Here is a 20,269-nt window from a genome sequence, read left to right as displayed (position 1 = left end):
TCGCCTGTGCACCCCGGTTGGATAGCCTGACGGCATGCCCACCACCCCGGTCGCTCCGCTCACCGTCGGCTTCGACCTCGACATGACCCTGCTGGACACCCGGCCCGGGATCCGGGCCACCTACGTCGCGCTCTCCGCCGAGACCGGCGCGTACGTCGATGCCGACCTGGTGGTCACCCGGCTCGGGCCGCCGCTCGCGGACGAGATGGGCAACTGGTTCCCGGCCGAGCGGCTCCAGGCGGCCGTCGACCGCTACCGCGAGCTGTACCGGGACCACGCCCTCGCTCCCACCGTCGCCCTGCCCGGCGCGCACGCCGCCGTCGAGGCGGTCCGCGCCCACGGCGGCCGGGTCGCGGTGATCACCGGCAAGTACGAGCCGAACGCCCGGCTGCACCTGGAGCACGCGGGCCTGCACGCGGACGCGCTGGTGGGCGACCTCTGGGCGGAGACCAAGGGCGACGCGCTGCGCGAGCACGGCGCGAGCGTCTACGTCGGCGACCACCTCGGGGACATCCGCGGCGCCAAGCACGCGGACGTCGTCGCGGTGGGCGTGGCCACCGGCCCGTACAGCGCCGAGGAGCTGCTGGCGGCGGGCGCGGACGTGGTGCTGGCCGACCTCACCGGGTTCCCGGCCTGGCTGGCCGGGCACCTGGCCGGCCGGGCCTAGAGGCCTGGAAGCCTGGAAGCCTGGAAAGCCCGGGAGTCCGAGCGCCTGGGAGTCCGAGCGCCTACGCCTGGGAGTCCGAGCGCCTAGGAGCCGCGGACCCGGCGGCGCTGGGCGCGGGCGGAGAGCAGCAGCCCGGTCAGGGCCAGCAGGAAGCCCAGCGGCATCATCATGCTCAGCCAGTACGCGGCCGTCGGCAGCGGCGTGAGGTGCAGGAACAGCGGGACGAAGGTGACGAGCGTGGCGAGCGCGCCGAGCCCGAAGACGATCGCTCCGGCCTTGACGTAGGCATCGCCGTGGTCGGCGCTCTGGCTGCTCACTGGGCTTGCTCCTCTGCGGGCCTGGGGGAGTCGGTCTGCCGCCCCAGTCTCGCAGAGCGCCCGGGCGGCGACCGCGCCGCACCGCTTCGCAGGCGAGCGGTCCGGTCACGTTGCGCAGTTTTCCGGGCGCTGGGAGTTTTGATCCCTGTTGGGCGGGGGTATGCAGGCTGTGCCGAGGGGTGCGACAGGTGCGCCCCGTCTCCTCAGACCGGGGGTGTGAGCCAGTGGAAAGCGCCGAGTCGCGCCCCGGCCATGCCAGTACCGGGTCGCCCGTGGCCGCGAGAGCCCCGTACGGATCCTTCGCGGAACGCGGATGAGGCAGTGACGGACCGTTAGTCTGCTCCCTACAGCGTGCTGACCATGAGCGCCCCGCGGGCGCCGAGCCGAGGTCGGCCCGCCCTTCCACCCAGTGATCCCCGGCCAGGGCCGGGATCCCTCACACCCACATCGAGGACTGTTCGAGATGCCCACCGGCCAGGTCAAGTGGTTCAACGAGACGAAGGGCTTCGGCTTCCTGTCGCGCGACGACGGCGGCGACGTCTTCGTCCACACCAAGGCGCTGCCCGCCGGTGTCACCGTGCTCAAGCCGGGCCAGCGGGTCGAGTTCGGCGTGGTCGCGGGTCACCGCGGCGACCAGGCGATGGCCGTGCAGTTGCTGGACGCGCTGCCGTCGGTGGCGGCCGCCCAGCGCAAGACCCCGGACGACATGGCGGCGCTCGTCCAGGACTTGATCACGATGATGGACTCGGTGCTGCCTGGGCTCCAGCACGGCCGTTACCCGGCCAAGCCGGCCGGCCAGAAGCTGGCCGTGCTGCTGCGCGCGGTGGCGGACCAGTTCGACGTGTAGTCCGTGGACGGCCCGCCGCGCTCCGGCGGGCGGGCCCCGGACGCCGCGCGGCGCGCAACGCCGCGGGGCTCAGAAGGCGAGCGCACCCGGGTCGAGCGGGGGCACCAGCCCCTCGGCGGCGGCCCGGGTGAGCAGCGCCCGGACGGCGCCGTAGCCCTCCTCGCCGAGGTCCGCGGTGAACTCGTTGACGTACAGCCCGATGTGCTGGTCGGCGACGTCCGGGTCCATCTCCTGGGCGTTCGCCAGCACGTACGCGCGGCTGGCCGACGGGTCCGCCCAGGCCTGCCGGACGGAGGCGCGGATGGCGTCGGCGATCGCGTGCAGCCGCTCGGTGCCGAGCGAGCGCTTGGCGATGATCGCGCCGAGCGGGATCGGCAGGCCGGTCTCCTGCTCCCAGGCCTCGCCCATGTCGGCGAGGCGGTGCAGTCCGTACTGCTGGTAGGTGAAGCGGGCCTCGTGGATCACCAGGCCGGCGTCCACCCGGCCGTCCCGGACGGCGGGCATGATCTCGTGGAACGGCAGGACGACGATCTCGCCGAACCCGCCGGGCACGGCCTTCGCGGCCCAGAGCCGGAACAGCAGGTAGGCGGTGGACCGCTCGGACGGGACGGCGACGGTCCGGCCGGTGAGGTCGCCGCCGGTGTCCGGGCGGGTGAGCACCAGCGGGCCGCAGCCGCGGCCGAGCGCGCCGCCGCAGGGCAGCAGGGCGTACTCGTCCAGTACCCAGGGCAGGGCCGCGTAGCTGACCTTGAGGATGTCCGGCCCGCCCTGCTCGGCCAGGCCGTTGGTGACGTCGATGTCCGCGAAGGTGACCTCGGGGGCGTCCGCGCCGGGCACCAGGCCGTGCGTCCAGGCGTGGAAGACGAAGGTGTCGTTCGGGCAGGGCGAGTGGGCGATGCCCAGCTGTTCAGCCATGGCGGGCCTCCTTCAGGAACTCCGGGTAGGGCAGCGCGGCGAAGGCCCGTTCCAGTGCGCCCAGCGCCTCGCCGATCCGCCAGGCGGCCCGGTCGCGCGGGCCCACCGGGTTGGAGACGGTGCGCAGCTCGAAGGCCGGCACGCCGTGCCGGGCGGCGGCCTCGGCCACCCCGAAACCCTCCATCGCCTCGGCCACCGCGCCGGGGTGGCGGGCGGTCAGCGCGGCGGCGCGTCCGGCGCTGCCGGTCACCGTGGAGACGGTCAGGACGGTGCCGGTGACGGCGCCCAGGGCGGCCGCGGCGAGCGCCACGGCGGCCGGGGCGGGGGTGTGCCGGACGGTCCCGAAGCCCAGTTCGGTGACGTCCGCGAAGCCGTCGGGGGTCTCGGCCCCGAGGTCGGCGGCGACGATCGCCCCGGCGAGCACCGTCGAGCCGACCGGCGCCTGCGGGGCGAAGCCGCCGCCGATGCCGGCCGAGACCACGAGGTCGTAGCGGTGCGCGCAGAGCGCGGCGGACGCGGCGGCAGCGGCGGCGGCCGGGCCGACCCCGCCCGCCAGCACGTCCACCGTCACGCCCGAGGGGTGCGCGGCGCGGTGCAGTTCACCGCCGGGCAGCGGCAGGGCCCGTACCGGCCCGCCGAGGCCGCGCAGGACGGCCTCCGCCTCGGCGGCCACCGCGACGACGACGAGCAGCCGGCCCCGCTCGGGGGCCGGCTGCTCACCGGTGCGTCGCTCGGTCACCGGGTGACCGTCAGGCGTTCTGGGTGTCCAGCTCGAAGTACCAGACGCCGTAGATCGCGTCGGGCTGCTTCGGGTCGGACTCGACCACGGTGATCAGGGTCTTGCCCGAGGCGTTGAGCGCCCGGGAGGCCGCGACGGAGCCGGAGTACGTGGAGCCCTTGGCCGCCGGGGCCAGGATGAACCGGCCGCCGGAGGCCTGGCCGCCGCCGTTGGTGTTGGCCCACCAGCCGCGGTCGGCCACGCCCGGGGTCACGCCCACGCCGATCCGGTCACTGGCGACCACGTCGGACTTGGGGAGCTTGCCCTCGTCCAGGGCCTTGCTGGCCTTGTCCTGGCACTCGCTCTGCTGGTCCTCGGTGAGCGGCTTGCCGTCGTTGAAGCAGAACGGCTCCACCTCCATCGAGGAGCGGCCGACGGTGAGGGTCGCGCGGTGGCTGACGGGCTCGTCCCTGCCGGACGCGACGGCGACGGAGGTGCCGACCGTGGCCGCGCCGATCACGACGACGGCGCCGAGGGCGGCGATGACACGGGTGCTGAGGCTCATGCGTCAGAGGCTACCGGGCTTTGCCGATCACGCTACGCGGGGGTGGGCAACCGCGTGTTGTGGCCGCAGGACGACGGCCCGGGACGACCGCCCCGCCTGCCCCGCCGGGGAGGGGCCTCAGGCCACCCGCGGCGCCGCGGCGCGGCGCCGCACCCCCACCCGGAGCAGCGAACGGACCGTCCAGAGCAGCACCACGCCCAGCACCCCGGCCGCCACCGAGAGGCCGAGCACGCCGTTCAGCGGCAGCAGGATGCCGACCGCGCCCCCGGCCACCCAGCACAACTGGAGCAGCGTCTCCGAACGGGCGAAGGCGGACGTCCGCACCGACTCCGGGACGTCCCGCTGGATCAGCGCGTCCAGCGCCAGCTTGCCCAGCGAGGCCGCCACCCCGGACACCGCGGCGACCAGGATCACCGTCACCGCGCCGTACCAGAGCGCGGCGGCCGCCGTGGTGCACGTGGCCAGCAGCAGCATCGCGGTGACCGTCGCCTCCGAGCCCCGGGTGCGCAGCCAGGAGCCGAGCACCGAGCCCAGCGCGTTGCCCGTGCCGGCCGCGAGGGCGACGAGGCCGAGCGCGAGGGTCGGCTGGAGCCCGCCGATCGGCTCGTCACGGAGCAGGAACGCCAGGAACATCACCAGGAAGCCGACCAGCCAGCGCAGTGCCGACATCGCCCGCAGCGCCAGGATCACCGAGGGTCCGACGGTGCGCAGCGACGCCTTCGGCGCCTTGGCGGCCTGCGTGGTCCCGGTCCCGGCGCTGGTGCCGGTGCCGGATCCGGCGGGGACGGCTGCGGCCTCGCCGTGCGCCTGCGCGTGCAGGACGGCCCGCTGCTCGCCCTTGGCGGAGTCCACCGCGTGCGGCAGGTGGAAGGCCATCAGGGTGCCGACGACGAAGACCAGGAAGGCGCCGCGCAGCGGCCACCCCGGCCCGATCAGGTGCAGCAGCCCGCCCACCCCGGCCGCCACCATGGTGGCCAGCAGCCCGGCCAGGGTGACCCGGGAGTTCGCCTTCACGAGTGAAAGCCGGCTCGGCAGCAGCCGGGGCACCACGACGCTGCGCACCACCCCGTAGGCCTTGGACGCCACCAGGACGCCCAGCGCCTCCGGGTAGAGCGCCAGTCCGCCGCCGACCACGGTGCCGGCCATCGTCCACGCCAGCACCGCGCGGGCCAGCATCGACGTCGCCATCGCGGCCCGGCGGCCGTGCGGGAGGCGGTCCAGCAGCGGGCCGATCACCGGGGCCAGCACGGCGAACGGGGCCATTGTGATCAGCAGGTAGAGCGCCACCCGGCCGCGGGCCTCGCCGGTGGGGACGGAGAAGAAGATGGTGGAGGCCAGCGCGACGGTGATCAGCATGTCGCCGAACGAGTTCAGCGCGTGCAGCTCGATCAGTTTGGCGAGGCCGGACTCGCCGGCGCCCTCGGCGGAGGTCGCCTTGCGGATGCGGCGGCCGGTGCCGTGGACGACCTTTCCGGTGCGGGAGCCGGCGGCGGAGGCAGTGCGGACGAGGAAGTGCCGGCGCGGCTCCTCCGCCTCGTCGAGCGAGTCGAGGTCGTCGACGCCGTCGAGCGGGCCGGGGGAGTCCGGGGAGTCCGCGGCCGCGGCGGGGTGCTTGTCGAGGTTCACGTGCCCGGCGGAATCCCGGGGCGTCGTGGAGGTGTCCACCGGCTGCGGTTCGCCCGCAGCGAGGACCGGAGGCTGCTGTCGCGGCACGGCATTCACCTCGTCGGGGCTGCCGTCGGCCTGCGAGGCGCGCAGTGCATGCTGCGACGGGTTTTCGTCCGCCACAAGCCCATCCTGCCCCAGAATCGTGACGACGACGCGGGATTCCGGTTCGCTCGGCGCGGCCGTTCCGGCGCCGGCCGCCGCCCCGGACTGTGCCGGGTGGCCGACCGGCGGGTAGCCTGCCCAGGGTCCGCCCGATGACCGGCCGGGCGCCGGCCGGAGCGGACGGGCGGCGCGGCCGGTACCCGAGGCGGCCCGTGGTCGCGCAGAATGGACGAGGGAAACCGAGCCGCGACGGAACAGGCAACACGCCGTGGGCAACAGAAGAACTGGGAGAGAATCGACGCCGTGAGTGCTGCGATGCGAAGCCGTACCCCCGACCGGCTCTGTGCCGAGGCCGTCGAACTCGCCCGGCAGGCGGCGGACGAGGCCGTCGGAGCAGAGACCGTCGGTGCGCACCTCGGAGTCCAGGCGGACGCCGACCGCGTCGTCACCCACACCTTCGAGTGCCTGGACGCCGCCTACCGGGGCTGGAACTGGGCCGTCACCGTGGCCCGCGCCCCGCGCGCCAAGAACGTCACCCTGGACGAGGTCGTGCTGCTGCCCGGCCCCGACGCCGTCCTCGCCCCGCAGTGGGTGCCGTGGAGCGAGCGGCTGCGCCCCGGCGACATGGGCCCGGGCGACCTGCTGCCCACCGACGCCGACGACCTGCGCCTGGAGCCGGGCTGGTCCGGCGAGGACGAGCCGGCGCCGAACTCCGCGGTGGCGCTGGCCGCCGAGGAGGACGTGGTCGTCAGCGACCCGCACATCCAGCCGGCCCCGGTCCGTGCGCAGATCGGCGCCGTCGCCGAGGAACTCGGCATGGGCCGCAGCCGGGTGCTCTCGCGGCTCGGCCTGCACCTGGCGGCGGACCGCTGGGAGAAGGCGCACGGCCCGCAGACGCCGATGGCGCAGTCGGCCCCGGCCTCGTGCAACAGCTGCGGCTTCCTGATCCCGATCGGCGGCTCGCTCGGCCAGGCGTTCGGTGTCTGCGGCAACGAGTTCGGCCCGGCCGACGGCCAGATCGTCTCCTTCGCGTACGGCTGCGGCGGTCACTCCGAGGCGGCGGTCATCCCGGCCCCGCCGGCGCCGTCCGAGCTGATCCTGGACGAGCTGGTGGTCGAGCCGCTCCAGCTGCATCCCGACCGCACCTCCGGCTCGGTCGAGCCGGACGCCCCGGCCGAGGAGCTCGGCCACTCCTGAGCGATCCGCCACCGGCCCGCCCCGTCACGTCGAGGGGGCGGGCCGGCGGCGTTCAGCGGCGGCCGAACAGCCCGCGCCTTGGCGGCGCGGCGTCCCGTGGCGGGTTCGCCGGGCTGGGCGGCGGGGCCTCCTCCTCGGCGTGCACCAGCTCGCCGACGGAGACCCGGAAGTGACGCTTCCAGCCGCGGTAGTGGAGCTGGACCAGGAAGCCGCCGTCGGGGAGCCGGAAGACCCGCCGGGCCGGTGTCCCGGCCGGCTCCCCGCTCTCGCGCGGGAGGTACGTGCGGGCCGTCTCCTCCGCCAGCTCGACCGCCTGCTCCCGGCCGAGCGGCGCCTCCTTGGGCGGGGCCAGCTGCCAGCGGTAGTAGACGGAGTCGCCGTAGTCCCGCCTGTCGCGTTCGATCAGGACGTACCACGAACGGTCGGACACCTGCGGACGATCGGACGCCATCGGATTCCCCCCTCGCCGGGCCATCGGAGCGGCCCCAGGATAGGCGCGGGCCCACCCCGGTCCGCCGGGGGTGCCCGGGCGGGGGAGAATGCCCCCCGTACGAAGTACAGGGCGGCGGAAGGCGGCAGGTCCAGTGGAACCTCGGATCATCGGCAGCGGCACGGACGAGCACCTCGCGGACCACTTCGGCAGCGCCGGGCTGCGCCGCCGGGTGCTGGACGCCTGGGCCGCCTCCCCGGCCCGGTTCCGGGAGGACGCCAACGCCGAGGAGGAGCTCGCCCTCGGCGGCTACCGTGACCGCCTCGTGGTCGAGTTGGCGCAGAACGCCGCCGACGCGGCGGCCCGCGCCGGCGGCGGCCCGGGCCGGCTGCGGCTCACCCTGGCGGACGGTGTGCTGGCGGCCGCCAACACCGGCGCGCCGCTGGACGACGCCGCCGTCGAGTCGCTCTCCACCCTGCGCGCCTCCTCGAAGCGGGCGGACGAGCAGCCCACCGTCGGCCGCTTCGGCGTCGGCTTCGCCGCCGTCCTCGCCGTCACCGACGAGCCGGCCGTGCTCGGCTCCGCCGGCGGTGTGCGCTGGTCGCTCGGCGAGGCCCGCGCGCTGGCCGAGGCACAGCCGGCGCTCGCCGACGAACTGCGCCGCCGGGACGGCCACGTGCCACTGCTGCGGCTGCCGTTCGCCGCCGAGGGCCCGGCGCCCGACGGCTACGACACGGTGGTCGTGCTGCCGCTGCGCGACGCCGCCGCCGAGGACCTCACCCGCCGCCTGCTGGCCGGCATCGACGACGCGCTGCTGCTCACCCTCCCCGGCCTCGCCGAGGTCGTGGTGGAGACCCCGGACGGCACCCGCACACTGACCCGGTCCGCCGCCGAGCCGCGCCCGGACGGCGTCACCGAGGTCACCGTCACCGACGACGCGGGCGGGCGGCTGCGGCAGACCGTCTGGCAGACCGCCGGCGCCTCCGGCACGCTGGACGCCGCGCTGCTCGCCGACCGCCCCACCGAGGAGCGCGCCCGCCCGTACTGGACGGTGACCTGGGCCGTCCCGGTCGGCACCGACGGCGCACCGCAGAAGCCCGGGATCGCCCCGGTCCTGCACGCGCCGACGCCGAGCGACGAGCCGCTCGGCCTGCCGGCGCTGCTGATCGCCTCCTATCCGCTGGACTCCACCCGCCGGCACGTCGCCCCCGGCCCGCTCGCCGACTTCCTGACCGGGCGCGCCGCCGACAGCTACGCCGATCTGCTGCGTGCCCGCGGCGGCGACCTCGGCTCGCTCGGCCTGGTGCCCGGCCCGCTCGGCCAGGGCGCGCTGGACAACGCGCTGCGCGCCGAGATCCTCTCCCGGCTGCCCGGCACGCCGTTCCTGCCGCACCCGGCGCCGGTCGAGCAGGGCACGCCGGCGCTGCGGCCGCGGGACGCCACGCTGCTGGAGGGCGCGGACGGCTCGGTGGTCGAGGCGCTGGCGCCGGTCTTCCCGGGGCTGCTGCCGGCCGGCCTGGAACGCCGCAGCGAGCTGCGGGTGCTGGGCGTGCGCCGGGTGCCGCTGGCCGACGTGGTCGACCAGCTCGGCGGCCTGGACCGCGAGCCGGCCTGGTGGCGCAACCTCTACGCGGCCCTCGGCGCGGCCGACCCGGAGGCGCTCGGCGCGCTGCCGGTGCCGCTGGCCGACGGACGGACGGTCACCGGTCCGCGCCGCGTCCTGCTGCCCTCCGACGACGCCGACTGGGCGGCCTTCCCCGGCTACCCGGAGTCGCTGGCCGGTGCGCTGGCCCTGCTCGACCTGCGCCTCGCCCACCCGGAGGCCGCGCACCCGCTGCTGGCCAAGCTCGGCGCCGGCACCGCCACCCCGGCCGGGGTCCTGGACACCCCCGAGGTGCGGGCCGCCGTCGCCCGCTCCTACGAGCTGGCCGAGGACGACCTGGACGCCGCGGCCGACCTCGCCGAGTCCGTCCTCGGCCTGGTGAAGGCGGCCGCCCCGGCGGTCGGCGAGCACCCGTGGCTGGCCCGGCTGGCGCTGCTGGACGACGAGGGCGAGCCGACCCGCGCCGGTGAGCTGATCCTGCCCGGCAGCCCGCTGGCCGGGCTGGCCCGGGAGGACGACGCCGGCTGGCTGGACGACGAACTCGTGGACCGCTGGGGCCCCGAAGTCCTCGCCGCGGCAGGAGTGCTGGCGGACTTCGTGCTGGTCCGCGCCGAGGACGTGGTGCTCGACCCGGACGACCTGGAGCGGCTCGACCCGACCGTCCCCGCCGACCGGGCCGCCGGAGGCCGCCCCACCGGGCTGCTGGACGAGGCGCCGGACGGCCTCGCGGAGTGGGCCGAGGACGCCCTGGAGGCGCTGCACGCCGACGACGCCGACGCGGTCGGCGTACCGCCGGTCGCGGCCGAGCTGCTGGCCGTCCGTGACCTCGACCTGGTGGACGACGACGCCTGGCCCGAGGCGCTGGCCGCGCTGGCCCGCCCGCCGTACCGGGACGCCGTCGTCCTGCCCGTCCGCGCCCTGCTGCCGAACGGCTCGTACGCGGACCTGCCGCCGTACACCGCCTGGTGGCTGCGCGACCACCCGGTGCTGGACGGCCGCGAGCCGGCCGGCCTGCGCGCGGCCGGCGCCGACCCGCTGCTGCGCGGCCTCTACGACGAGGCCCGGACGACGCTGGACGAGCAGTTCCTGCACGCGCTGGGCGTCCGCACCACGCTGACCGCACTGCTGGCCGAGCCGCACGGGCCGGACGAGGTGCTGGACCGGCTCACCGATCCGGCCTCCGAGGTCGGCCACCGCCAACTGCACGGCATCCACAGCGCGCTGGCCCGGGTGGAGGCGGAGCGGATCGAGCCGCTCGACGTCGTCCGGGCGCTGCCGCCGCTGGACCCGGAGACCGGTCGCCGCCCGGCGCACACGGTGATCGTGGACGCCGCCGAGGCGGTCGTCGCCGACGCCCCCGACCTGGTCCAGCTCCTGCACCCGTACCCGCTGCTGCCGGTCGCCCCGGCGCTGGCCGCGGACCTCGCCGAGCGGCTGCACGTCTCGCTGGCCAGCGAGGTGGCCGGCGGCCGGGTGCTCTCCGAGGGCCGGCTGCACCGGGTCCCCGCCGTGGTGCGGGAGTTGCTGCCCGGCTGCCCGGTGGCGTACGAGGAGCACGAGGAGCTGCTGGTGGTCGGCCCCGACGGCAACGAGGCCGCGGTGGACTGGCGGTGGGACTCGGCGGCGGACACGCCGGAGGCGCCGTACGACCCGGATTCGGCCGAAGAGGCGGACGAGGACGACGAGTTCGAGCTGCCGCCGGCGCCGGGGCTGCTGCACGCCGCCACCCCCGAGGGTCTGGCCGCCGGCCTGGCCTGGTCGGTCGGGCAGTGGCACCGGCGGTTCGAGGTGCTGGCCGCGCTCACCGAGCCGGACCGCGCCTACGAGCTCTCCGCGGCACGGGACTTCGAGGGTTAGACCGGCCTCGCCGCTCCGCCCGCGCACCCGCTCCGGCTCAGGGGCGGGTGCGCGCGGACGCGGTCAGACGGAGGTAGAGCGTGAGCGTGACCGCCACCCAGAGCGCCAGCAGTGCGGCCAGTGCGGCCTTCCGCAGTAGCGGCCCGGCCTCGATCCCGGCGAACGTCAGCACCCCGTAGCCGGCCAGCGCCGTCAGACCGGCTGCCAGCAGCCCGCCCAGGAAGGCGGTGAACGCCTCCAAATCCCCACCCCTGCGCGCCATCCGGCCACCCCCTCCGGGGTCAATCATCCACCTTGCGCCGCATGATCCGCCAGACGACCTCCAGCAGCAGCCCGGCGGTCACCGCGATGCCGACGCCGATCCACGGGTCCTGGGTGCCGGAGAGGGAGAGCTCGAAGAAGTCCGACAGCCACGGCACGGTCAGCACCAGCGCGAACGCCCCGCACATCGTCCCGATCAGCAGCAGCCGCCACCAGTTGTACGGCCGGGCCACGATCGCCAGCACCCAGATCGCCACCAGGAACAGCGTCAGGGTGGCCACGCTGGTGTCCGACTCCAGGTCGGTGGCGTGGTTGGCCCGGGCCAGGGCGTAGGCGGTGAAGGTCGCGGTGCCGGCGATGATCCCGCCGGGGATCGCCAGCCGCAGCACCCGGCGGACGAAGCCGGTGCGGGCGCGCTCGTTGTTGGGCGCCAGCGCCAGGAAGAAGGCCGGCACGCCGATGGTGAGGGTGGAGAGCACCGTCGAGTGCCGGGGCAGGAACGGGTACGGCGAGTGGGTGAAGATCACCAGCAGGGCGAGCAGCACCGAGTAGACCGTCTTGACCAGGAAGAGCCCGGCCACCCGCTCGATGTTGCCGATCACCCGGCGGCCCTCGGCGACCACCGAGGGCAGGGTGGCGAAGGAGTCGTTCAGCAGGACGATCTGGGCGACGGCCTTGGTCGCGTCGCTGCCGGTGCCCATCGCCACGCCGATGTCGGCGTCCTTGAGCGCCAGCACGTCGTTGACGCCGTCGCCGGTCATCGCCACGGTGTGCCCGCGCGACTGCATCGCGCCGACCAGCTCGCGCTTCTGCTGCGGGGTGACCCGGCCGAACACGGTGGTGCGTTCCGCGGCGTCGGCGAACCGCTCCGGCTCGGCGGGCAGCGTCCGGGCGTCCAGCGGGTGGTCGGCGCCGGGCAGGCCGAGGTGGGCGGCGACCGCGCCGACCGAGACGGCCGCGTCGCCGGAGATCACCTTTGCCCGGACCTGCTGCCCCTCGAAGTAGCGCAGGGTGTCGGCGGCGTCCTCGCGCAGCCGTTGCTGGAGCACCACCAGGGCGAGCGGCTGGAGGTCGGCGGCCGGGTCGGGGGCGTCCAGCGGGACGGGCGTGCGGCCGAGCAGCAGCACCCGCAGGCCCTTGGCGCCCAGCTCGTCCACCTCGTCCAGGGCCGGGTGCCCGGTGGGCAGCAGTACGTCGGGCGCGCCGAGCAGCCAGCTGGCCTCGCCGCCCTGCGGCTCCAGCAGTTGCACGCCGCTCCACTTGCGGGCGGACGAGAACGGCATCGCCTCGATCACCCGCCAGCCGCTGCCGCTGCCGCCGCTGCCATCGGTGCCGGTGCCGGTGCCGGTGCCGGTGCCGGTGCCGTAGGCGTCGATGACGGCCTGCATCGACGGGTTGGGGCGGGCGTCGGCGCCGGCCATCACGCCGAGCGCCTGTTTGACGGTCGCCGGGTCGGCCGGGACGTGCCGGGCCGGCGGGGCGCCCGGGCGCAGGCGGCCGTCGGCCCCGGCGACCTCCGGCAGGGTGCGCAGCTCGACCACGTCCATGCCGCCCTCGGTGAGGGTGCCGGTCTTGTCCAGGCAGACGGTGTCCACCCGGGCCAGCCCCTCGATCGCGGGCAGCTCCTGCACCAGGCACTGCTTGCGGCCGAGCCGGACCACGCCGATCGCGAAGGCGACCGAGGTCAGCAGGACCAGCCCCTCGGGGACCATCGGCACGATGCCGGCCACCATCCGGCGGACGGCCTCCTTCCAGTCCCGCCCCTCCACCGCCAGCTGGCTGATGATCAGGCCGATGGCGGTCGGGACGAGCAGCCAGGTGATGAACCGCAGGATGCTGTCGATGCCGCTGCGCAGCTCCGACCTGACCAGGGTGAACCGGCTCGCCTCCTCGGCCAGCTGCGCCGCGTAGGCCTCGCGGCCGACCTTGGTGGCGGTGAACGCGCCGGCGCCGGCCACCACGAAGCTGCCGGACATCACCTGGTCGCCGGGCTGCTTGAGGACGGGGTCGGGCTCGCCGGTGAGCAGCGACTCGTCGATCTCCAGGCCGTCCGCCTCGGTGACCTCGCCGTCGACGATCACCTTGTCGCCGATGCCGAGTAGCACCGTGTCGTCCAGCACGATCGCGCCGGTGGCGATCTGCTGGACGGTGCCGTCCCGGCGGACCTGCGGTCTGGCCTCGCCGATCAGCGCGAGGCTGTCGAGGGTCTTCTTGGCCCGCAGTTCCTGGACGATGCCGATCGCGGTGTTGGCGACGATGACCAGGCCGAAGAGGCCGTCCTGGATCGGGCCGACGATCAGGATGATGCCGAACATCACGCCGATGATCGCGTTGAACCGGGTGAAGACGTTGGCCCGGACGATCTCCCGGGTGGAGCGGCTGGACCGCACCGGGACGTCGTTGACGTCCCCGCGGGCGACCCGCTCGGCCACCTCGGCGGTGGTGAGGCCGCCGCGCCGCCCGGGCAGCAGCCCGAGCGGGTGGGCGCCGTCGGGCTCCCGGGTGTCGCCGCCGTCCCGGCCGCTGTCACGCTCCCGGTCGCCGGGCGTCTCTTCCGCGGGCTGCGCAGGCTGCGTCATGGCACCGACTCTACGGGCGCCTTATGTCCGATGCGTGCTACTAAAGGACTATTCAGTCCGACCGGGTGGCCGGGTCAGCGCCGTTCCCGGCCGCGCCGTTGCCGGGTGCGCCTTCATCGGGGGCCTGCGCCTCGGCCGCGGCCCGGCTGCGGGCGATCGCGTCCCGGCGGGCGCGGCAGTACCAGAGGCCGATCACGCCCAGGCCGGCGCCGGACAGGCAGATCCACGGCCAGCTGCCGTGGCCGTGTTCGGAGAGGGCGCCCTGAAAGGGGAGGAGCGCCAGGAAGGCGATGAACCACAGCACCGTGCCTCCGCCGACGATGGCGACGTCGTTGGCCTCCAGCGGCGGGGGCGAGGGGTGCAGCGGGGTCTTCGGCATGGGCCCTAGCGTACGGCGCCGGGGCTCCGCGTCCGACTTTCGGCCGCCGTTGTCCGGCGCCGTTCGTCCCCGTTCGTTCTACGCGCGAAGATAGCGCGTGTGCGATCGGGGAATTCATACTGGGCGTTCCGGTTGGCCGCGCCATGCCCAGGACACCTGAGTTCGTGCCCGTCCCACCGGGTCCGTCCGGCCACCGTCGCTCCGGGCGTTCACCCTCTCCTCAGCCCCCACCAGAGGACGCACGCATGCCTGTGGCCCAGCCGACCACCGAGTCGCCCGAGCCCACCTCCACCGCGCCGAAGCCCCCCGCCGGCGCCCTGGACCGCTACTTCCGGATCACCGAGCGCGGCTCCACCCTGCCGCGTGAGGTCCGCGGTGGCATCGCCACCTTCTTCACCATGGCCTACATCCTGGTGCTCAACCCGATCATCCTGGCCAGCGCCACGGACATGACCGGCAGCCACCTGGACAGCGCGCAGCTGGTCACCGCCACCGCCCTCACCGCCGGGCTCACCACCCTGCTGATGGGCGTGATCGGCAACGTCCCGATCGGCCTCGCCGCCGGCCTCGGCGTCAACACCATCGTCGCCCTCCAGCTCGCCCCCAAGATGACCTGGCCGGACGCCATGGGCATGGTGGTGCTGGCCGGCTTCGCGATCATGATCCTGGTCGCCACCGGCCTGCGCGAGCGCGTCATGAACGCCGTCCCGCTCGGCCTGCGCAAGGCCATCGCGATCGGCATCGGCCTGTTCATCAGCCTCGTCGGCCTGGTGGACTCCGGCTTCGTCAGCCGCATCCCGGACGCCGCCCACACCACCGTCCCGCTCCAGCTCGGCGGCAACGGCCACCTGCTCGGCTGGCCGGTCCTGGTCTTCGTGCTCGGCCTGCTGCTCACCCTGGTCCTGATCGTCCGCAAGGTCCCCGGCGCGATCCTCATCTCCATCGTGGTGATGACCGGCCTCGCCGCGGTGATCGACAAGCTCGCCGACATCCCCGCCCTCAACTGGGGCCTCACCGTCCCCGCCTGGCCCGGCAACCCGGTGGCCGCCCCCGACTTCGGCCTGGTCGGCAAGGTCAGCCTGTTCGGCGGCTTCGAGAAGGTCGGCGTGCTGACCGGCGTGCTCTTCGTCTTCACGGTGCTCATGTCGTGCTTCTTCGACGCGATGGGCACCATCCTCGGCGTCGCCGACGAGGCCCACCTGCTGGACGAGAAGGGCGACCTGCCCGGCATCAACAAGATCCTGATGGTCGACGGCATCGCCACCGCCGCAGGCGGCGCCACCTCCTCCTCCGCCAACACCTGCTTCGTCGAGTCCACCGCCGGCGTTGGCGAGGGCGCCCGCACCGGGTTCGCCTCGATCGTCACCGGCCTGCTCTTCGTGGTGGCCCTCTTCCTGACCCCGCTCGCCACCATGGTCCCCGCCCAGGCCGCCACCCCGGCCCTGGTCGCGGTCGGCTTCCTGATCCTGGCCAACTCGGTCAAGGAGATCGACTGGGCCGACCACACCATCGCGATCCCGGCGTTCCTGACCATCGTGATGATGCCGTTCACCTACTCCATCACCAACGGCATAGGTTTCGGCTTCATCGCCTTCTGCGTCCTGCGTCTCGCCGCCGGCCGCGGGCGCGAGGTCCCCGCCGCGATGTACGTGGTGGCCGCCGTCTTCGCCTTCTATTACCTGATGCCGGCCCTTGGCCTGCTCTGACGGCTTTCGGTTCATCCGCGGCCCCGTGCTCCTCCTGGAGCGCGGGGCCGTTTGATATCGAGAGGTCGCCAACGCTGATATCGTTTTCTTGTTGTCGCCCGAAGGAGGAGTGGCCATGGCGCGGACTGTGATCGACCTCGACGACGACCTCCTGGCCGAGGCTCAGCGGCTGTTCGGCACGACCACCAAGGTCGCCACGGTTAATGCGGCGTTGCTGGAGGCCGTGAAGCTGGCTCGCCGGATAGAGCTTGCCGATGCCATCGCCAGCGGGGAGTTCGACCTCCTCGACGAGCCGGGCAAGTCGGCTGCGGCGTGACCCGGGAGCGTTACCTGATCGACAAGTCGGCCTTGGCACGCTGGGGGAAGCCGACGGTGCGGCCGGTTCTCGACGATCTCTCACAGCGCGCTCTTTTGGCGGTGAACGCGGCGGTCGAGATGGAGGTTCTGCACAGCGCCCGAAGCGCGGCGGAGGCGGACCGGCTGAGCCACCTGCTCAGGGGGTTCGACTACCTGCCGTGCACGGACGAGGTCTGGGACCGGGCGAAGGACGTCCAGCGTCGTGCTCTGTTCCGGGGTAACCATCGCGCTCTGTCGATGGCCGACATGCTGATCGCCGCCACGGCCGAGCGGCACGGGGTCACGGTCCTGCACTACGACGGCGACTACGACATGATCGCGTCCATCACCGGGCAGCCCACCCGCTGGGTCGTGGAGGCCGGCTCGGCCGACTGAGCTCCCGCCCGAGCCGATGGTGGCCTCACCAACGGAATCGGTTGCGGCTTCTTCGCCTTCTACTACCTGATGCCGGCACTCGGCCTGCTCTGACCGGGTGCCCTGCGGTGTACGGGAACGGGCCCGCCCCCCTCAGCGCCAGCAGGGGGGGCGGGCCCGTTGGTGTGCGGCGGGGGCGGGCTCAGTCGTCCTCGGGAAAGACGAACTCCCGGGTCTGCCGGCGGTAGGGCAGCGGGAGGCCCGTCAGGCGGCGCGCCGGCCAGAGGTCGGAGCGCTCGCTGAGGCTCAGCTCGCCGCCCTGGCGGACCAGCCAGACGTCCTCGTAGTCGAAGTGCAGAACGGCGTCGCCGGGTACTTGGGACAACAGTCCGGCCGTGAGCCGGACCACGTCGTCCTGCTGGCCGGAGATGTCGGCCATCTTGTCGAGGCGGAAGGCCACTGAGACCGTCGGAGTGAAGGCACGACCGCCGATGAGCGGATTCCCCCAGGGGATCGGCTTCCTCGGCACCACCCGGATCCACGTGCCGTACGGTGTGCGCGCGCCCTCGCCGAGCAGTGTTTCGACGGTCGCCGACACGTCGGACAGCCTGAGGGAGTGAGTGACCGCGTCGAGTTGCTCTGCCACCTCAGGCAGGGTGAGAGAGGTCATCAGGTCGAGGTTGTAGGAAATAGCCACGTCGGCCGTCTTTCTCCGTGGGTCTACGGGTAAAGGTGGAGGATGTTGCCGGCCTTGTCGATCACTTTGACCTCCTTGAGGCCGTTGATCGGCCACTCGGTCAGCTGCTTTCGCATGGCGTTGATGTCGACGTTCGTGTCGGACATGTTCAGGATTATGCGGTCTGCCTGCCCGTCATCCACCTTCTCCTGGATCTTCGTGGCGATCGCACGCGGCTTGTCCGTTGTGGGTGCGTAGCAGTCCATGATCTCGCCCTCGACGCGATAGTCGGGGTTCTTGTCCCCGGGCACCTTCGGGTTCTGTTCGACCTTGTAGCCGTTCCTGGCCAGAATCTCGGCAGACTCGTTCTCCCTGCCGATCGCACGGACGGTCGTTGCGTCGTCGTCCTTGGAGATGCTGGTGACCCGGCCACCTGGTTTGGCAGTCGGGTCGGGTGTCTCGGTGGGCTTGGTGCCGACCTCGGTGGTGCCCCCGCCGCCTCCGCCCTCGCCCTCCATGTGGACCCGGTCCTGGCCCATGGCGTCCTTGGCGATGTCGCTCGCGCCCATGCCGGCCACGCCCACACCGGTCGCGATGAGGCCGGCCGAGAGCACGTTGACCGGGACGCCGACCACGGCGCCCACGCCGGTGAGGTCCAGGCCGACGCCGAGGACCTCGCCGCCCGCGCCGACGGTGGCCAGGGCGAGGCCGCCCGCGACCTCCAGGGCCGCGCCCGGGTTGTGCAGCATGGCGTTGCCGACCGAGGCGAGGTCCTCCACCGCGACCTGGCCGACGTCGGCCAGGAAGTCGCCCGCGTCGGACAGGAAGTCGCCGACGTCGTCCCAGAAGCCCGGCTCCTCCGGCGCCTTGTCGCGGGCCTTGCCGATCTTGTCGGCCGCGGTGTCGCCCGCGCTCTTGACCTGGCCGCGCGCGGTGGAGAGGGTCTGCCGCGCCGCGGTGCGGGTGCCCTCACCCGGGTCGGTGAACGGCAGCTCGTGGCCGGCGTTCTTCTCGGCGTCCTGGTGGTCGCTCTTCGCCTTGTTGGTCGCAGCCTGGCCCTCGTTCCACTGCCGGATCGCGTCCTGGGCCTGGCCCTGTGCCCAGTTCAGGGTCGTCTGGTACGAGGTCAGGGCGGTGGCGGCGTCGTGGAAGCAGTCGCCGGCCTCCACCCACTTGGCGGGCTCGCCGTCGAAGGCCTCGCGGAAGGCGTCGCCGGCCTCCCCGGACCAGCCCTCGGTGGTGTCGATCCTCTTGAGGCCGAGGCCGGCCGAGTGCAGGGTGTCGCCGTAGCTCTTGAGCCAGGAGCTGGTCGAGGCGAGCGCCTCGGGGTTGCCGGGGACGAGCTCCCTCGGGTCGGAGGTCTCGCCGAGTTCCTTCGCCATCAGTTCGCCCCCGGGTCCTTGCCGCTGTCGCGGCTGAGCGTCCCGCTCAGGTGGCCGACGATGTGGCCGTCGATCTCCCGGTAGGCCTTCACGCTCGCGTTCAGCCTCTTCGAGACCTCCTGGGCGTCCTTCGCCAGGTTCTCCACACCGATCTCCCAGCGGGTGCAGAACTTCTCGACCACGCCGGCCAGGTGGTCGTGGCCGAAGTCCTCCTTCTGCGGGTCGAGGTCGCTGACCTTCTTGAACTGCAGCTTGGCCAGCGTGTCCGTGATGCCCGAGGCCGCGTCGTCGAGCGCACCCAGGTCCACGCTGAAGCCTTGTCCTGCCATTGGTCCCTCCCTGTCGTGCACCGGCCCCCTAGCGCCGGGCGGGCCGGCGGGCCGATGCTGGGGACGGCCGCACCGGAACGGGTGGTTCCCCACCGGTTGGGTGAGCCCGGTGAACGTTCGGACCCGTCGGAGCGCCGCCGTACGGCCGCTGGGTGGCGGACGGCGCACCGTCAGGCGCACAGGAGGTGTCAAAAAGGGAGCTGTGTAGGCCAGTTGACGGTGGGCATACTGCCTGGACGGGAGACGGGGAGGGGGCTCGACCGATGGTGCAGGAAGATCCGCCCGTGGGCGACGAGGCACGGCTGCTGCCGGAGCTGTTCTGGACGGCCGACCGGGCGTCGGTGGAGGGGCAGCGGCAGACGCTGCGCTGGTACCGCGGCCTGATCGCGATGCTGGTGGTCGCCGCGGCGGTGGGGTCGCTGCCGGGGCCGGAGCACCGCGGGGACGGTGACATCACGCCGCTCTTCTCCGTGGTGGCGTTCCTGGTCGCCGGCTACTTCTGGTCGCGGCTGCGCCGCAGCAACCCGCAGGGCCGGTGGTACGAGGCGCGGGCGGCGGCCGAGTCGGTCAAGACGCTCGCCTGGAAGTACTCGATGCGGGCCCGGCCGTTCGACGGTGCCGCGGACTCGGCGGAGACGGACCGTGGCTACCTGCTCCAGCTGGAGGACGTGCTGCGCGCCTTCGAGGACCCGGAGATCGTGCCGCCGGGCACCATCCCGGAGATCACCCCGGAGATGCGCCGCGTCCGCTCCGCCAGCCTGGTCGCCCGCCGGACGCTCTACCTGCGCACCCGGGTGGAGGGGCAGCGGACGTGGTACCGCTCGCGCGCCGAGTCGTGCGAGTCGCAGGCGGTGTCCTGGGGGCTGGGGATAGCGGCGCTGATCATCATCGGTGCGGCGGCGGCGATCGCCCAGGCGACCGGCGCGCTGTCGGTGCACGTCTTCGGGGCCAGTTCGGCGGCGGCCGCCGCGGTGATCGCCTGGACCCAGCTGAAGCAGCTGCGCCCGCTGGCCGCCGCGTACCAGCTGGCCGCGCGCGAGCTGGAGAACGTCGGCAACCAGCTCTCCGACCTCGACCTGAAGGCCCCGGACGCCGAGCAGCGCTGGGCCCGGCTGGCCGCCGAGGCGGAGGACGCCGTCTCGCGCGAGCACACCACCTGGCGCGCCCGGCGGGCGTTCCCGCGCTGACGCCGCAGCGTTCCCGAGGGGGCTTTTGTCACGGGGTGGATCGGGAGGTCGTGGGGAGATCGGGCGGAGCCTGCGCGCCGCCCCGGGCACAGGTGTGCGGGGTGGGTGAGGGTCGGGCGCGCAAGCCCGGACCGTAATCATTGCGTGTCCATGCCCTGGTTTCATCGCCTCCG

20 protein-coding genes are annotated in these 20,269 nt (G+C 73.8%); 8 read left to right on the top strand and 12 right to left on the bottom strand.

The features are described 5' to 3' along the window. The first annotated feature begins 34 nt into the window (after positions 1-34). The gene (locus C2142_RS16410) at positions 35-667 is read left to right on the top strand and encodes an HAD family hydrolase (protein WP_148643334.1); all 633 of its coding nucleotides are present in this window, start codon (positions 35-37) and stop codon (positions 665-667) included. An 83-nt stretch (positions 668-750) separates the two neighbouring features. On the opposite strand, the gene C2142_RS16405 is transcribed toward C2142_RS16410, so the two are convergent. Continuing rightward, complete coding sequence (locus tag C2142_RS16405; protein ID WP_148643333.1) at positions 751-984, bottom strand: hypothetical protein; 234 nt, start codon at positions 982-984, stop codon at positions 751-753. Between the two features lie 463 nt (positions 985-1,447). Here C2142_RS16405 and C2142_RS41585 point away from each other — a divergent pair, with 463 nt between their 5' ends. Next, entirely contained in the window at positions 1,448-1,831 is a 384-nt protein-coding gene (locus C2142_RS41585; RefSeq protein ID WP_148643332.1) for a cold-shock protein, read from the top strand. A gap of 69 nt (positions 1,832-1,900) precedes the next feature. Here the strand turns inward: C2142_RS41585 and C2142_RS16395 are convergent, their stop codons facing one another. The 4 genes from C2142_RS16395 to C2142_RS16380 form a co-directional block, all read right to left on the bottom strand. Next, positions 1,901-2,746: a 1,4-dihydroxy-6-naphthoate synthase gene (locus C2142_RS16395; RefSeq protein ID WP_148643331.1), complete on the bottom strand. Its 846-nt coding sequence runs from the start codon at positions 2,744-2,746 to the stop codon at positions 1,901-1,903. After that, positions 2,739-3,485, bottom strand: a complete 747-nt coding sequence (locus tag C2142_RS16390) for a futalosine hydrolase (protein WP_148643330.1) — start codon at positions 3,483-3,485, stop codon at positions 2,739-2,741. Before C2142_RS16390 ends, C2142_RS16395 begins: the two co-directional genes overlap by 8 nt. A gap of 10 nt (positions 3,486-3,495) precedes the next feature. After that, positions 3,496-4,029 (bottom strand): hypothetical protein, encoded by a 534-nt coding sequence (locus C2142_RS16385; protein WP_148643329.1) that lies wholly within the window; start codon positions 4,027-4,029, stop codon positions 3,496-3,498. Positions 4,030-4,146: 117 nt separating this feature from the next. Beyond that, on the bottom strand, positions 4,147-5,817 hold the full coding sequence (locus C2142_RS16380) for an MFS transporter (protein WP_241002615.1): 1,671 nt from the start codon (positions 5,815-5,817) through the stop codon (positions 4,147-4,149). A gap of 297 nt (positions 5,818-6,114) precedes the next feature. Between C2142_RS16380 and C2142_RS16375 the strand changes: the two genes are divergently transcribed. Further along, a complete protein-coding gene (locus C2142_RS16375) occupies positions 6,115-6,996 on the top strand; it encodes a DUF3027 domain-containing protein (RefSeq protein ID WP_148644826.1) in 882 nt (293 codons plus the stop codon). Positions 6,997-7,048: 52 nt separating this feature from the next. Here the strand turns inward: C2142_RS16375 and C2142_RS16370 are convergent, their stop codons facing one another. After that, positions 7,049-7,426 carry a hypothetical protein gene (locus tag C2142_RS16370; RefSeq protein WP_148643328.1) on the bottom strand — a complete coding sequence of 126 codons (378 nt, stop codon included), beginning with the start codon at positions 7,424-7,426 and terminating at the stop codon, positions 7,049-7,051. Between the two features lie 154 nt (positions 7,427-7,580). Here C2142_RS16370 and C2142_RS16365 point away from each other — a divergent pair, with 154 nt between their 5' ends. After that, positions 7,581-10,886 carry a molecular chaperone Hsp90 gene (locus tag C2142_RS16365; RefSeq protein ID WP_241002614.1) on the top strand — a complete coding sequence of 1,102 codons (3,306 nt, stop codon included), beginning with the start codon at positions 7,581-7,583 and terminating at the stop codon, positions 10,884-10,886. Positions 10,887-10,923: 37 nt separating this feature from the next. Here the strand turns inward: C2142_RS16365 and C2142_RS16360 are convergent, their stop codons facing one another. From C2142_RS16360 to C2142_RS16350, 3 genes are read right to left on the bottom strand one after another with little or no spacing between them, the layout of a single operon-like run. Further along, entirely contained in the window at positions 10,924-11,148 is a 225-nt protein-coding gene (locus tag C2142_RS16360; protein ID WP_148643327.1) for a hypothetical protein, read from the bottom strand. Between the two features lie 19 nt (positions 11,149-11,167). Continuing rightward, on the bottom strand, positions 11,168-13,726 hold the full coding sequence (locus C2142_RS16355) for an HAD-IC family P-type ATPase (protein ID WP_148643326.1): 2,559 nt from the start codon (positions 13,724-13,726) through the stop codon (positions 11,168-11,170). 52 nt (positions 13,727-13,778) lie between these two features. After that, complete coding sequence (locus C2142_RS16350) at positions 13,779-14,105, bottom strand: DUF2530 domain-containing protein (RefSeq protein ID WP_148643325.1); 327 nt, start codon at positions 14,103-14,105, stop codon at positions 13,779-13,781. Between the two features lie 245 nt (positions 14,106-14,350). On the opposite strand from C2142_RS16350, the gene C2142_RS16345 reads away from it, so the two are divergent. From C2142_RS16345 to C2142_RS16335, 3 genes are all read left to right on the top strand, one after another. After that, a complete protein-coding gene (locus C2142_RS16345) occupies positions 14,351-15,811 on the top strand; it encodes an NCS2 family permease (RefSeq protein WP_148643324.1) in 1,461 nt (486 codons plus the stop codon). Between the two features lie 115 nt (positions 15,812-15,926). Beyond that, the gene (locus tag C2142_RS16340; RefSeq protein ID WP_148643323.1) at positions 15,927-16,127 is read left to right on the top strand and encodes a type II toxin-antitoxin system VapB family antitoxin; all 201 of its coding nucleotides are present in this window, start codon (positions 15,927-15,929) and stop codon (positions 16,125-16,127) included. After that, a complete protein-coding gene (locus C2142_RS16335; RefSeq protein ID WP_148643322.1) occupies positions 16,124-16,543 on the top strand; it encodes a PIN domain nuclease in 420 nt (139 codons plus the stop codon). Before C2142_RS16340 ends, C2142_RS16335 begins: the two co-directional genes overlap by 4 nt. 181 nt (positions 16,544-16,724) lie before the next feature. On the opposite strand, the gene C2142_RS16330 is transcribed toward C2142_RS16335, so the two are convergent. From C2142_RS16330 to C2142_RS16320, 3 genes are read right to left on the bottom strand one after another with little or no spacing between them, the layout of a single operon-like run. Next, positions 16,725-17,219, bottom strand: coding sequence for a SitI3 family protein (locus C2142_RS16330; RefSeq protein ID WP_148643321.1), 495 nt, complete (start codon positions 17,217-17,219; stop codon positions 16,725-16,727). Between the two features lie 23 nt (positions 17,220-17,242). After that, positions 17,243-18,580 (bottom strand): putative T7SS-secreted protein, encoded by a 1,338-nt coding sequence (locus tag C2142_RS16325; protein WP_148643320.1) that lies wholly within the window; start codon positions 18,578-18,580, stop codon positions 17,243-17,245. Continuing rightward, complete coding sequence (locus C2142_RS16320) at positions 18,580-18,909, bottom strand: hypothetical protein (protein WP_206670982.1); 330 nt, start codon at positions 18,907-18,909, stop codon at positions 18,580-18,582. Before C2142_RS16320 ends, C2142_RS16325 begins: the two co-directional genes overlap by 1 nt. 284 nt (positions 18,910-19,193) lie before the next feature. Here C2142_RS16320 and C2142_RS16315 point away from each other — a divergent pair, with 284 nt between their 5' ends. Next, positions 19,194-20,096, top strand: a complete 903-nt coding sequence (locus C2142_RS16315) for a DUF4231 domain-containing protein (RefSeq protein WP_162002488.1) — start codon at positions 19,194-19,196, stop codon at positions 20,094-20,096. Positions 20,097-20,269: the final 173 nt, after the last annotated feature.

Origin of the sequence: Streptomyces sp. CB01881 (assembly GCF_002953255.1) — a bacterium.
In the GTDB taxonomy this organism is placed as follows: Bacteria; Actinomycetota; Actinomycetes; order Streptomycetales; family Streptomycetaceae; genus Kitasatospora.
This window is presented reverse-complemented; position numbering and strand designations above follow the sequence as displayed.

What these genes read in the sequence shown, in the direction of transcription:
- C2142_RS16385 (WP_148643329.1), bottom strand. Translation starts at nt 4,029, where the DNA reads ATGAGCCTCAGCACCCGTGTCATCGCCGCCCTCGGCGCCGTCGTCGTG.
- C2142_RS16360 (WP_148643327.1), bottom strand. Translation starts at nt 11,148, where the DNA reads ATGGCGCGCAGGGGTGGGGATTTGGAGGCGTTCACCGCCTTCCTGGGC.
- C2142_RS16395 (WP_148643331.1), bottom strand. Translation starts at nt 2,746, where the DNA reads ATGGCTGAACAGCTGGGCATCGCCCACTCGCCCTGCCCGAACGACACC.
- C2142_RS16350 (WP_148643325.1), bottom strand. Translation starts at nt 14,105, where the DNA reads ATGCCGAAGACCCCGCTGCACCCCTCGCCCCCGCCGCTGGAGGCCAAC.
- C2142_RS16410 (WP_148643334.1), top strand. Translation starts at nt 35, where the DNA reads ATGCCCACCACCCCGGTCGCTCCGCTCACCGTCGGCTTCGACCTCGAC.
- C2142_RS41585 (WP_148643332.1), top strand. Translation starts at nt 1,448, where the DNA reads ATGCCCACCGGCCAGGTCAAGTGGTTCAACGAGACGAAGGGCTTCGGC.
- C2142_RS16375 (WP_148644826.1), top strand. Translation starts at nt 6,115, where the DNA reads ATGCGAAGCCGTACCCCCGACCGGCTCTGTGCCGAGGCCGTCGAACTC.
- C2142_RS16340 (WP_148643323.1), top strand. Translation starts at nt 15,927, where the DNA reads ATGGCGCGGACTGTGATCGACCTCGACGACGACCTCCTGGCCGAGGCT.
- C2142_RS16345 (WP_148643324.1), top strand. Translation starts at nt 14,351, where the DNA reads ATGCCTGTGGCCCAGCCGACCACCGAGTCGCCCGAGCCCACCTCCACC.
- C2142_RS16355 (WP_148643326.1), bottom strand. Translation starts at nt 13,726, where the DNA reads ATGACGCAGCCTGCGCAGCCCGCGGAAGAGACGCCCGGCGACCGGGAG.
- C2142_RS16320 (WP_206670982.1), bottom strand. Translation starts at nt 18,909, where the DNA reads ATGGCAGGACAAGGCTTCAGCGTGGACCTGGGTGCGCTCGACGACGCG.
- C2142_RS16325 (WP_148643320.1), bottom strand. Translation starts at nt 18,580, where the DNA reads ATGGCGAAGGAACTCGGCGAGACCTCCGACCCGAGGGAGCTCGTCCCC.